Origin of the sequence: Cognatishimia activa, assembly GCF_017798205.1 — a bacterium.
GTDB classification, from domain to species: Bacteria; Pseudomonadota; Alphaproteobacteria; order Rhodobacterales; family Rhodobacteraceae; genus Cognatishimia; species Cognatishimia activa_A.
Window position 1 is genome coordinate 360664 of record NZ_CP060010.1, and the last position, 12795, is coordinate 373458.

Sequence of the window (12795 nt, forward strand, 5' to 3'; positions counted from 1 at the left end):
TCAGATTTCCTCTCGCCCCAAAGCAGGATAAAGAGGCCCGACTATCAGGAAAGGACCCCCATGCCCCTGCGCGCGGCCTTGGCTCATTTTGCACAAACGCAGCCGGATAAGCTGGCCGTATCCATCGATGCACGCAGTGTTTCGTTTCGCGATCTCTATGAACGCAGCCAGCGGCTCGACGGATTTCTGGCCACACTGGAGCGACAGGAGAGATCCCATGCATCGGTCCAAAACGTGCCGCTGATTGCGATCCACCTGGGCAACCACGCGGCTCTGCCGGAACTTTTGGCAGCCGCTCTGGCGGGGTCGTGCTGTGTCATGCTGCTGGACCCTCTGCTGCCTGAGGCCACAGTGCAAGCGACGCTTGATCGTTTGCCACCGGATGCATTGTTCTCCGCTTCGGGCGACGCGACTTTCTCCATCAAAGCGCCCGTCTTTTCGGTGACCTCGCAGGAATGCCTCGATCCTCTGATCGCCGCGGGAACCATTCCCAGTAAGCCCCCAAGCCCCACAGACCCATTCATGGTTGCCTTTACCTCGGGCACAACGTCGACCCCAAAGGCCTTCGCCCGAGACCGCGCCAGCTGGCAGAGGTCTTTGGCGCGCGGACAGACGCATTTTGCTGTTCATACAGACCTCAGCACCTTGGCCCCGGGGCCATTGGTCCATGGCTTGTCGCTCTATGCTTTGGCTGAGACCCTGCACGCGGGTGCGAGTTTTCACGCTTTGGGGAAATTTTCGGCCGAAGGCGTTGCGTCGATTGTGGCACGCGAGGACATCAAACGCCTGGTCTGCGTCCCAACGATGCTGGAAGCGCTAAGCGTGCATGGCGCGCCATTGCCGCAACTGTCTCAGATCACCACAGCGGGCGCGAAACTGAACCCGGATCTCTTGGCCAAAACGCGAGAGGTGGCCCCTTCCGCCGAGGTCACCGAATATTACGGCGCGTCGGAACTGGGCTTTGTGACCACAATCACGCATCTTGCGGACGGCGGCGATGCACAAAGCGTGGGCCCATGCTTTCCAGAGGTCGAAATCGACATTCGGTCTCCTAATGCAGATGGCAACGGAGAAGTCTGGGTGAAAAGCGACCTGATCATCGAGGACTACCTCTGGCGCGATGATGATCGCGGGTTCCGGCGCGAAGGGGCCTGGAGCACCGTCGGCGATATCGGGCGCATGATTGGTGGAGCGTTGCATCTGACCAGCCGCGCGGGCGGGATGGTGACGTCGGGTGGCAACAATATCTATCTGGAAGAGGTCGCGGCGCATCTGCGACGTCACCCAGCCATTCAGGACGCCGTGGTCTTGGGCATTGCAGACAGCTACTTGGGCACCAGGTTGGTGGCCATTGTTTCTGTCGTGACCCACTTGGAACATGCTGACCTACTAGAGCATTGCCAAACAGGCCTGCAAAAATACAAAATCCCACGCGATATGTATCGTGTTTCAGACTGGCCCATGACCTCCAGCGGCAAGATCGCAACCGGTCAGCTAGAGACTTGGATTGAAGAAAAGGACGACCGGCTTGCACCGCTTTGAGCCGCCAGACACCCATCAGCCGGTGATCATCGCCGCACGTCGCACGCCGATTGCGCGCGCAGGCGGTGCGTTGCGCGCGGTTGAGCTTGAGGATCTGGCGGCCCCTGTTCTGCAAGCGGTTTTGGCAGATAGCGGCGTCTCTGCGTCAGAGGTCGATGAGGTCATTCTGGGCAATGCGACCGGAGGCGGCGGCAACATCGCGCGGCTATCGGCGCTTCGCGCTGGGCTTGGGGTCGATGTGGCGGGCGTCACCGTTGACAGGCAATGCGGCTCTGGTCTTGAGGCGATTATGATGGCTTGCAACCTGATCGCTGCAGGCGCAGCTGATGTCATTTTGGCGGGTGGCGTTGAAAGCACCAGTCGAGCGCCCATCCGTATGCGGCGTTCAACGCAGGACGGTGAGCCACCAGAACCATACGCTCGCGCACGGTTTTCCACTGACGAGATTGGCGACCCTGACATGGGCATCGCCGCTGAAAACGTCGCGCAGCGCTTTGGGATCACGCGGGCGCGCGCCGATGGATTTGCCCTGCAAAGCCATCGGCGCGCCTGTCTCGCCCAGGATGCAGGATCCTTTGACACCGAGATCGTGCCGATTGAAACCGAGACCGCCCATTACCTGACCAAAGATGACGGCCCCCGCAAAGACACCTCTCTTGAGAAACTCGCGCAGCTGAGGCCCGCGTTCAAAGACAACGGCGTCGTTACGGCGGGAAATGCCTGCCCTCTGAATGACGGAGCCTCCGTCGTGCTTGTCACAAGCTTGGCCAAAGCTCGCGCACTGAATGTCTCTGCAGCGCTGACATATGCAGGTGGTGCCTCTGCAGGCGTAGATCCAAACATCCTCGGCATCGGTCCGGTGGCCTCTACCCGGAAATTGCTCACGAAACACCCAGAGCTTTCCCCAGACAACGCGCGCTTCATTGAGTTCAACGAAGCCTTCGCAGCACAAGTTCTCGCCTCGCTGGACGCGCTGAACATTGAGGAAACTCGGGTCAATCTAGACGGAGGGGCTCTGGCATTAGGCCACCCCTTCGGAGCCTCAGGTGCCGTGCTTGTGACTCGCCTGTTTCACCAATTCCGCCCGCTGCCGACGTCCGATGCAAAGTCAAATCTGGGCCTCGCCATGATGGGCATAGGCGGCGGCATGGGCCTTACGGCGGCCTTTCGATATAAGAGGCTGACATGAGCTTTGCATCGATCTTGATCACTGGCGCCAGCGGCGGTCTGGGAGCGGCATTATCCAAGGAATTGGCGGGGCCGGATGTGACCCTCGTTTTGGTCGGCCGCAATCTGGAACGCCTGACTGCCGTCGCCGAGGCTTGCGCAGCTCAGGGCGCCAACGCCCACCCCTTGCAACTGGATTTGACTGATCAGGATGCCGCGTTGATCCAACTGACCAAGGCAGATCAAACCCACAAGTTCGACCTTGCCATCGCCAACGCAGGCGTCGCCTATGGCCGCGAAACGCCAGAACTTGCCCGCAGCACAACCGCGACAAATGTCCTGGGCGTGCTCAGCACCATCCAAGCCGTCGAGCCCGGCATGGTGGCACGCGGCAAGGGACAGATTGGCTTGATCAGCTCTCTGGCCGCCTTTCGAACCCTCGGAGGCCCTGCGGCCTATGCGGCCAGCAAAGCCTGGGTGCGCCTTTTTGGGGAAGCCATGCGCGGGCGGCTGGCGCGCAAGGGTGTCGGCGTCACGGTGATCTGCCCGGGGTTCGTGGATACGCCGATGGTAGACGACCGCACCCGTGCCCAGTTTGGCGCCTCTATGATGCCCGCCGACAAAGCCGCGCAAAAGATCGTCAAAGCGCTTGCGAAAAACCACGCGCGCCTGTCGTTTCCCTCAGGCTTTTCCTTGCGCACATGGTGGCTGTCTACCCTGCCTGCCTGGTGGACAGATCGCAAAATTCGCCGCGCTGCGCGCAAGGCCTCTAAGCAAACAAATCTTTGAAGTCTTCGCGCAGAACGCTCTTTTGCACTTTACCCATCGTATTGCGTGGTAGGGCTTCGAGGATCACCAATTTCTTCGGGTGTTTGAACTTCGCCAAGGACTGCGAAACCGCCGCTGCAATTGCCTCTAGATCAGGGGTTTGCCCAGGCAATGGCACAAGCACACCAACGGGGCTCTCGCCAAAATCAGGATGGGGCACCGCGATCACCGCGCTTTCCAGAACGCCCGGCTGGTCATCCAAAATCTGTTCGATTTCTTTGGGATAGATATTGAACCCGCCAGAGATGATCAGATCTTTGTTGCGCCCCAGAATGTGGACATAGCCATCGCCGTCCACTTTCCCCAGATCGCCCGTGATAAAAAACCCGTCGTCCCGCAACTCCGCGGCTGTTTTTTCGGGCATCTGCCAATAGCCCTGAAACACATTGGGGCCGCGCACTTCGAGGACGCCGATCTCTCCGGCAGGCAAGGTGTCCCCGGTTTCGGGGTCCGTGATCTTGAGCTCTACGTCAGGCAGAGGAAAGCCGACGGTGCCTGCGCGCCGGTCTCCGTCATAGGGGTTTGACGTGTTCATATTGGTTTCCGTCATCCCGTAACGTTCCAGAATACGGTGGCCGGTGCGCTCTTCGAATTGCACATGGGTTTCGGCCAAAAGAGGAGCCGAGCCAGACACGAAAAGCCGCATATGAGATGTCAGCTCTTGGGTAAACCGCGCATCGTTCAGCAGACGTGTGTAAAAGGTCGGAACCCCCATCAGGCTTGTGGCACGGGGCATAAGCTCGATCATCTGATCCAGATCGAACTTCGGCATAAAGATCATCTTGCCGCCCACCAAAAGCATCACATTGGTGGCCACGAACAAACCATGGGTGTGAAAAATCGGCAAAGCGTGCAAGAGCACGTCGGATCCATCAAACCGCCACTCCTTCACGAGCGTCTGAGCATTGGACAACAGATTGTGCTGAGACAGCATGGCCCCTTTAGAGCGACCCGTCGTCCCCGAGGTATAGAGAAACGCCGCAAGATCGCTCCCGTCGCGCGCAACGGTCTCAAACTGCGTGATGCCGTCCGATTTCTGCGCAAGACTTCCTGAGCCATCCGCGTTCAAAGTCTCAACCGGAACTCCGATGATGGAAATCGCATCGGATTTAGCACCGTCACAGACCACCAGTTTGGCGCCGCTGTTTTCGATGAAATAACGCAGCTCATCGACTGTATAGCCTGTGTTCAGCGGCAAAAACACGACGCCCGCCTGAATACAGCCCGCAATCAACGCCAAAGCCTGCGGAGATTTCTCGACCTGAATGGCCAAACGATCCCCGGCAGCCATACCCAGATCCGCGATCGCCTGCGCAAAGCCGGCGGCTTGGGCTACGAACTCACGATAAGTGATCTCTTGACCGTCAGGCAGAATAAGAAAGGTGTCAGAGTTCTCTGCGTGGCACCCAAACAGGGCGTCATAAAGAGGATTGGCCATAAAACTACCTGTGGTTTCAGCAAGCTCAGCGTCTTATAGGGGCAGGTCATTGCAAAGCCAACAAAAGCGGACAGGCGGATATCCTAAAATTCTTGTCACGATACAAAATGTTTATTCAACTGTCCTATGACCCTAGGTTATGCTTAACCTAGACGCGGCAAAGGCCCTGTTTATTTAAAAACGCTCAAGACTTCATATGACGATCAAAACCATCGCGACGACTCCGATAGCTGGTCAGAACCCCGGCACCAGCGGACTGCGCAAAAAGACTGCTGTTTTTCAAAGCCCTAACTTTCTGGAAAACTACGTTCAATCCATCTTCGACGGCATTGGCGGCGTAGAGGGCAAACGTTTTGTGATCGGCGGGGATGGACGGTTTTTCAATCGTCAGGCCATCGATGTGATCCTGCGTATGGCTGCGGCCAATGGCGTCGCTGAATGTATTGTGGGGCGCGACGGCTTACTGTCGACGCCCGCGGCGTCCCATCTGATCAGACTTAATAAAACCGATGGGGGGCTGATCCTTTCTGCAAGTCACAACCCCGGCGGCCCGAATGCCGATTTCGGTTTGAAATTCAACGGAGCAAATGGCGGACCAGCTTCCGAAGCGGTGACCGCGAAGATCTTTGACGCATCTCAAAACATACAAGAATATCAAATCCTTGACGCCGCCCCCGTAGATTTGAGGCTTGAAAGGACAACAAAGCTCGGAGACATGTCAGTCAAGGTCATCGACCCGGTTGCTGACTATGCAGCCTTGATGGAAAGCCTGTTTGATTTCGACGCCATTCGCACGCTGTTTCAAAACGGTTTCCGTATGTCTTTCGATGCCATGCTGGCAGTAACAGGGCCATATGCAAAAGAGATTTTTGAGAACCGCCTGGGTGCAAAACATGGCACGGTGATAAACGGCGAGCCCAGCCATGACTTTGGCGGAGGCCACCCCGACCCCAACCCAATCTGGGCGCGGGAACTGATGGCGATCATGCATTCTGACACGCCTCCGGATTTCGGAGCGGCCTCGGATGGGGATGGCGACCGCAATATGATCACCGGGCCTCGGCGCTATGTCTCCCCTTCGGACAGTTTGGCGATTTTGGCGGATCTGGCACATCTGGCACCGGCCTATAAAGATGGGCTTGCAGGGGTTGCGCGGTCTATGCCCACGTCCTGTGCGGTGGATCGCGTTGCCGCGGCCAAGGGCATCGAAGGTTTTGAAACCCCAACGGGCTGGAAATTCTTCGGCAACCTTTTGGACGCGGGTCGCGCAACACTGTGCGGAGAAGAGAGCGCGGGCACCGGCTCGGACCATGTACGCGAGAAAGACGGGCTTTGGGCGGTGCTCTTGTGGCTGAATATTTTTGCAGTCACCGGCAAGTCGATGGATCAGATCCTTGCCGATCACTATGCCGCCTATGGTCGTACCTACTATAGCCGCCATGACTATGAGGCCGTTGAAAGCGATAAAGCCAACGCGCTGATGTCCGCGTTGCGCACCAAACTTCCGGACCTTGCTGGACAAGTGGTCAACGGTTTGACGATCAAAGCGGCAGACGAATTTGCCTATGACGACCCCGTGGATGGCTCTCGATCCGAAGGCCAAGGTCTGCGCATTCTGTTTGAAGGCGACGCGCGCGCGGTCTTTAGATTGTCTGGCACGGGCACCGAAGGCGCGACGTTGCGCGTTTATCTCGAAAAACTGGAAACCGCGAAGAACAAGTTCAAAGCGGACCCGCAAAAGGCTTTGGCCAATGTGATTGCTGCGGCTGAAACTTTGGCCGGGATCAAAGCACACACAGGTCGCTCAGCACCTGACGTCATTACATAAAAAACCCCTCCGCGCAGGGCCGCGAAGGGGTTTGTGCTCCGTCTAACCCTAGCTCTAGACGAAGCGATTGACGTAGTTTTCCAAAATTTCCTGACGACCGGAGCGTGGGGCTGGGTTGATGCCTTCAGACAAAACGCGCTCTGAAATCGAGGCGAGATCGCTGTTCAGCATCGTTTCGGCCTCTGGCGTTTTCCAGCCCGCATATCGGTCATCCAGTGCCTTCTGCAAGCCACCATCTTCGACCATTGCCGCCGCCGCCTTAAAGCCGCGCGCGCAGACATCCATGCCACCCGCGTGGCTCGCAATAAGGTCAATCGGGTCAATGGACTGCCGACGAATTTTGGCGTCAAAATTCGTCCCGCCCGCGCCCAGACCACCGGCTTGGATGATGTGGTAATAGGTCAGCGCGACTTCGGGCACGTTGTTAGGGAATTGATCCGTGTCCCAGCCAGACTGATAGTCATTGCGGTTCATATCAATCGACCCCAGCATGCCCTCCGAGGCTGCGACCGCGATCTCATGCTCAAAGCTGTGACCGGCAAGGATCGCGTGACCCTGTTCAAGGTTCAGCTTCACCTCATTTTCCAAGCCGTATTTGCGCAGGAACCCGATGCAGGTCGCCGCATCATAGTCATACTGATGCTTGGACGGCTCTTGTGGCTTTGGTTCGACCAAGATCTGCCCTTTGAAGCCGATCTTGTGCTTATAGTCGACAACCATCGAAAGGAAGCGCCCCATGTGATCCAGCTCTTGGCCCATGTCGGTATTCAGCAGCGTCTCATAGCCCTCACGACCACCCCAGAGCACATAGTTCTCGCCACCCAGCTTGTGGGTTGCGTCCATGCAGCCCTTTACTGTCGCAGCGGCAAAAGCAAAGACATCAGGATCCGGGTTTGTTGAGGCACCACCCATCCAGCGCATGTGGCTGAACATATTGGCGGTGCCCCAGAGGAGTTTTGTGCCTGTCTCTTGCATCTTTTCACCGATGTAGTCGGTGATTTCATTCAAGGTCGACAGGTTGTCGGCAAAGTTGCCCTGCTCGGGACGAATGTCCGCGTCATGCCAGCAGAAGTAGGGCGCATTCAGGATGTCAAACATCTCGAATGCCACATCTGCTTTCATCTTGGCGCGGCCCATATCGTCCTGAGGATGCCAGGGCCGAACCAGCGTCTGACCACCGAAAGGGTCGCCCCCTTCCCACGCGAAGCTGTGCCAATAGGCGATGGCAAAGCGCAGGTGCTCCTCCATCCGTTTGCCCATGACGATCTCGTCGGGGTTATAGTGCCGAAAGGCCAGATCGCTGGTGCAATCAACGCCCTCATAGGCGAGCTTTTCGATACCGTCAAAGAACCCGGTGCTCATTTTCTTATTCCTTTTTAGTGCGTTAGATTATTTTTCGCCCGGCTTTTTGCCGAGAATAATCATACCCAACAGATCGTCATCCGTGACGTCTTCCACGTCGACAGTTCCTACCAATTGACCGTTTTTCATGACCGACGCCCGGTCACAAAGTTCCATCACCGCATGGACATCGTGGTCGATCAAAAAGATCCCAATGCCTTGGGCTTTAAGTTGCTTGATCAGATCCGCGACCATTTGCGTTTCGTGCGGACCGAGCGCAGCGGTCGGCTCGTCCATGATCAGGATCTTGGCGTTGAAATAGACCGCCCGTGCAATCGCAACGGACTGGCGTTGACCACCCGACAAGGCCGAAACCGGATCGCTGAACTTCTGGAAGTTCGGGTTAAGCCGCGCCATGATCTTGCGGCATTCCGCTTCCATGGCCTGATCATCCACCAAGCCCAGCGGTGTGACCAACTCGCGCCCCAGAAAGAGGTTTGAGGCCGCATCAAGGTTATCTGCCAGCGCCAGCGTCTGATAGATCGTCTCGATATTATGGTCGCGCGCATCGCGGGGGTTGGTGATTTCCACCTTGTCGCCATTGATGCGGATTTCGCCGCTGTCCATCTGATAGGCGCCCGAGAGCACTTTGATCAGCGTGGACTTCCCAGCCCCGTTGTGGCCCAACAGGCCGACAACTTCGCCCGGATGCAGATCGACGCTCACATGGTCGACCGCCTTAATGCCGCCGAAGGCAATCGAGATGTCTTTCATCTCGACCAGCGGGGTTGCGCCCTGAGCGCGGAGTTCTTTTGCAGTCGCCATTATTTCGCTCCCACACGTTTACGATAGACGATGTCGATGAAGACAGCGAGGACGAGGACAGTGCCAACAACGATGTTCTGGAACGGCGCATCCACACCAACCATCGCCATGCCGGACTGAAGCGCCTGCATGATCAATGCGCCAAGGATCGCGCCATAGATCGTCCCTGCTCCCCCAGCGAGCGCCGTGCCCCCGATGACTGCCGCCGCGATAACACGAAGCTCGTCGAGTGTGCCGATGTCGTTTGAGTGGTTCGCCAGACGGGCTGAGGCGACGACTGCGGACAATGCACAGAGGAAACCCATCAGCGCAAAGATCTTGACGGTCAGGAAGCGGGTGTTGATGCCCGACAGTTCCGCCGCATCCGGGTTGCCGCCGGTTGCATAGATATAGCGGCCCAGACGCGTGCGTTTCGCCACCATCGTCATGACAATCGCCACAGCGATCAGGATCAGAACCGAGATCGGCAGGCCGTATCCAACCGTCAGACCTTCCGGCATCACCTCGCCGCGTGCTTCAAACATACGCTCCAAACGGCGGGTCGGGATGTTGTAGCTGTTCAGGATCCAAACAAAGCCCAGGATCGCGGCCGTGATGATCCCAGAGATCGTGGCTTCCGCCCAGACCGGCTTCACACCAAACCCATGTGCGGCTTTCGCACGGCGGCTGCTCCAGAGTGTCCAGACGGCCGCAGCGGCAGCGATCAGACCGATAATCCAGCTCCATGTGGTGCCGAGCGTTCCGTTGGTGCCGCCAAAGATCAGGAAAGTGCTGTCCAGCGGACCTTTGGTCTGACCGCTGGTTAGATACCACGCCACGTTGCGCCACACGAGAAAGCCGCCAAGCGTCACGATAAAGGCCGGAATTGCGAGATAGCCAACCATCCAACCCTGGAAGGCCCCGATCAAGGTGCCCACGGCGAGACCAGCGACAATGGTGATCGCCCACGTCATCGGGTGGTCCAACCCAAAGCCAAGCGTGCCCGGCAGCCATTCGGTCTGGATCATCGCCATAACGGCGGAACAGGTCGCCAGCAGCGCACCGACCGAGAGGTCAATGTGGCGATTTACGATCACAAAGACCATGCCCGAGGCCATGATGGCCACCGACACTGTCTGGATCGACAGGTTAAATATGTTGCGGGGTGTCAGGAAACGTCCATCGGTGAAGATGTTGAATCCAATACACAGAATTACAAACGCGCCAATCATACCCAAAAGCCGAGCGTCCAGTTCCAACTGTTGGAACAGGCCCTTGGCTTCTTTCTTGGGGATTGGCTGAGACGTGGTGTCGGTCATATCCGAACTCCAGGGATCAGCAGTCTTTAACTTAAGGCACCGCCACCGTAGCAGCGGCGCCCCGATTTACAAAATGGCCTTAGTTACAAGGAGCAGGGCCACCGGAAACGCCTTGGCACAGCGCTTCTTGAGTGATCCAGCCAGCGTCAACGACCAGGGACAGGTTGTCCGCAGTGATTGGAACTGGGGCCAAGAAGGTTGCGGTCATGGTGGTGCCTGATGGGGACGTCCAGGACTGCGCGCCCTCAACGTCTTTCATCATGCCGCCACCGGCCAGAGCCACAGCGATCTCGCCCGCTGCACGACCCAGATCACGTGCGTCTTTCCAGACGGATACAGTCTGAGTGCCTTTTGCAACGCGGTTCAGAGCTGCGTGGTCGCCGTCCTGACCAGACACAGGAATACCTTCCATACCTTGCGCAGTCAGAGCTGCAACAACACCACCTGCGGTACCGTCGTTGGACGCAACAACTGCATCAACGTTGTTGTCGTTTGCAGTCAGGATCTGTTCCATGTTGCGTTGCGCGTTCGCTGGCAGCCAGCCATCGGTATAGGCTTCGCCCACGATGGTGATTGCGCCGCTGTCGATTGCCGCTTGGATGATCTCTTGCTGGCCACCGCGCAGGAAGTCTGCGTTCGGGTCAGTCGGAGAGCCTTTGATCATGACGTAGTTGCCAGATGGCTGTGCTGCGAAAACTGCGCGTGCCTGCATGCGGCCAACTTCGACGTTGTCGAATGTCAGGTAGTATGCGCGGCTGTCCTCAATAAGACGGTCATAAGCAATCACAGGGATGCCTTCGTCTGCTGCTGCTTGTACCGCTGGGCCAATCGCTTGTGCGTCTTGTGCCAGAATGATCAGAGCATCAACACCCTGAGCGATCAGGCTTTCGATGTCAGACAGCTGCTTAGAAGAAGACGACTGCGCGTCTGCAGAAACATAAGATGCACCTGCTGCGTCCAGCGCGCCAACAATGGCCGCCTCATCTGTTTTCCAACGCTCCTCCTGGAAGTTGGACCAACTCACGCCAACAGTAACATCCGCAAAAGCCGCAGTGCTCATCAGCATCGCTGCGACAGAAACAGTACCAAGTACTTTCATAACTTTCCTCCCATTAAGTCCGAACACAAACTTCGTGTTTCGGCGCTAACACAGTTGGTAGTTCAATTTATTTTACTTGTCAAAATATTTATGATAGGCCAGTGAAACTCGCAAAAGGTTAACGAAAAAACCGTTATTTTGCGGGATGGGAGGACAACATCGAACGCGCGACCACCAACGGCGATCAACGCGATCATGGGCGACTGTCTGTTTTGGATTCGATCCGGTCGGCAGGAGAAATTGCTCGAATCGATATCGCGGATGCCACAGGCTTTAGCCCGGCCACAGTCACCGCAATTACGTCAGAACTTTTGAATGCCGGTTTGATCGAAGAGATCATTCCCGAGAACAAACAATCCCAAAGCCGACGCGGTCGTCCGCGTGTTGCGATTAAACTGGCGGGACGGTCTCATCTTATTGCGGGCGTGAAGCTGGGCCATAAAGTGATCTCGGTGCTTGTGCTAGATTTCGAAGGTCAGGATGTGGTCAGCCAAGAGTTTCCGATCGCAAACCCGCGCATGGATCCGGACGAGTTCGTAGAAGTAATGCTCGAAGCCGTCTCCAAGACCTGCGAGAGCGGTGGTTTCACGATCAATGACCTCTCGGGCATCGGTCTCAGCATGGCGGGTCTGATCCACGCGACGGACGGATTTGTGCATTGGTCAAGCTCGCTCACCGAGCGCAACGTCGATATGGGTGCACTGATGGAAAAGGCCTCGCCCTGCCCCGTTTTTATCGACAACGACGCGAACTTGGTTGCCAAGGCCGAACACCTCTTTGGCGTTGCGCGCAATCTTGAGAATTTCATCGTGATCACCATCGAGCATGGCGTCGGGATGGGGATCATAATTGACGGCAAGATCTATCGTGGCATTCGCGGTTGCGGCGCGGAACTTGGCCACACCAAAGTTCAGCTCGAAGGCGCGCTGTGTCAGTGTGGGCAGCGCGGCTGCCTTGAGGCCTATGTCGGCGACTATGCGATCCTGCGTGAAGCGCATAGCGTTCTGGGCGAAGAGATTCACGAGGACGTTGGTTCTCTTTATGACGCAGCAAATAATGGCGACCAACTGGCGGTCTCGGTGCTGGACCGTGCCGCGCGGATGCTGGCGCTGGGTTTGGCGAATGTCGTGAATATCTTTGATCCCGAGCTGATCATTCTGGCAGGGGCGCAGATGTCCTATCGCCACCTTTATGAGGACAAGATCATCGATGCTGCCAAACAGCAGGTCGTTCAGATCGACGCCGAGATGCCGCCCATTCGCGTGCACGCCTGGGGCGACTTGATGTGGGCCAAAGGCGCTGCTGCCTATGCCATCGATCAGGTCTCGGCCCTCAAAGTTCGGGAACTTTCGCGCAATGCTGACTAAGTATCTGGCGAGCGGCCTTTGCTGTCTTGGCAGCTTGGCTTGGGCCGAGCCCGCGGCACCTA

10 protein-coding genes are annotated in these 12795 nt (G+C 57.2%); 5 read left to right on the plus strand and 5 right to left on the minus strand.

The window, feature by feature from the left end:
• Positions 1–60 precede the first annotated feature (60 nt).
• The 3 genes from HZ995_RS01735 to HZ995_RS01745 are packed head-to-tail and all read left to right on the plus strand — an operon-like array spanning position 61 to position 3498.
• On the plus strand, positions 61–1542 hold the full coding sequence (locus HZ995_RS01735) for an AMP-binding protein (RefSeq protein ID WP_209356973.1): 1482 nt from the start codon (positions 61–63) through the stop codon (positions 1540–1542).
• The gene (locus HZ995_RS01740; protein ID WP_209356974.1) at positions 1529–2731 is read left to right on the plus strand and encodes a thiolase family protein; all 1203 of its coding nucleotides are present in this window, start codon (positions 1529–1531) and stop codon (positions 2729–2731) included. The genes HZ995_RS01735 and HZ995_RS01740 overlap by 14 nt, the downstream gene beginning before the upstream one ends.
• A complete protein-coding gene (locus tag HZ995_RS01745) occupies positions 2728–3498 on the plus strand; it encodes an SDR family NAD(P)-dependent oxidoreductase (RefSeq protein ID WP_209356975.1) in 771 nt (256 codons plus the stop codon). The genes HZ995_RS01740 and HZ995_RS01745 overlap by 4 nt, the downstream gene beginning before the upstream one ends.
• Here the strand turns inward: HZ995_RS01745 and HZ995_RS01750 are convergent.
• Entirely contained in the window at positions 3479–4975 is a 1497-nt protein-coding gene (locus tag HZ995_RS01750) for a malonate--CoA ligase (protein WP_209356976.1), read from the minus strand. The two genes, HZ995_RS01745 and HZ995_RS01750, sit on opposite strands and share 20 nt — an antisense overlap.
• 196 nt (positions 4976–5171) lie before the next feature.
• On the opposite strand from HZ995_RS01750, the gene HZ995_RS01755 reads away from it, so the two are divergent.
• Positions 5172–6803: an alpha-D-glucose phosphate-specific phosphoglucomutase gene (locus HZ995_RS01755; RefSeq protein WP_209356977.1), complete on the plus strand. Its 1632-nt coding sequence runs from the start codon at positions 5172–5174 to the stop codon at positions 6801–6803.
• Between the two features lie 54 nt (positions 6804–6857).
• Here HZ995_RS01755 and xylA read toward each other — a convergent pair whose 3' ends face one another.
• The 4 genes from xylA to xylF all read right to left on the minus strand — a co-directional run bounded on the left by xylA (position 6858) and on the right by xylF (position 11366).
• Positions 6858–8165, minus strand: coding sequence for a xylose isomerase (xylA, locus tag HZ995_RS01760; RefSeq protein ID WP_209356978.1), 1308 nt, complete (start codon positions 8163–8165; stop codon positions 6858–6860).
• Positions 8166–8192: 27 nt separating this feature from the next.
• Positions 8193–8969 (minus strand): ATP-binding cassette domain-containing protein, encoded by a 777-nt coding sequence (locus tag HZ995_RS01765; RefSeq protein ID WP_209356979.1) that lies wholly within the window; start codon positions 8967–8969, stop codon positions 8193–8195.
• A complete protein-coding gene (locus HZ995_RS01770) occupies positions 8969–10267 on the minus strand; it encodes a sugar ABC transporter permease (protein ID WP_209356980.1) in 1299 nt (432 codons plus the stop codon). The genes HZ995_RS01765 and HZ995_RS01770 overlap by 1 nt, the downstream gene beginning before the upstream one ends.
• Before the next feature lie 79 nt (positions 10268–10346).
• Entirely contained in the window at positions 10347–11366 is a 1020-nt protein-coding gene (gene xylF, locus HZ995_RS01775; RefSeq protein ID WP_209356981.1) for a D-xylose ABC transporter substrate-binding protein, read from the minus strand.
• Positions 11367–11578: 212 nt separating this feature from the next.
• Between xylF and HZ995_RS01780 the strand changes: the two genes are divergently transcribed.
• Positions 11579–12733, plus strand: coding sequence for an ROK family protein (locus HZ995_RS01780; RefSeq protein WP_245168713.1), 1155 nt, complete (start codon positions 11579–11581; stop codon positions 12731–12733).
• The last annotated feature ends 62 nt before the right edge of the window (positions 12734–12795 follow it).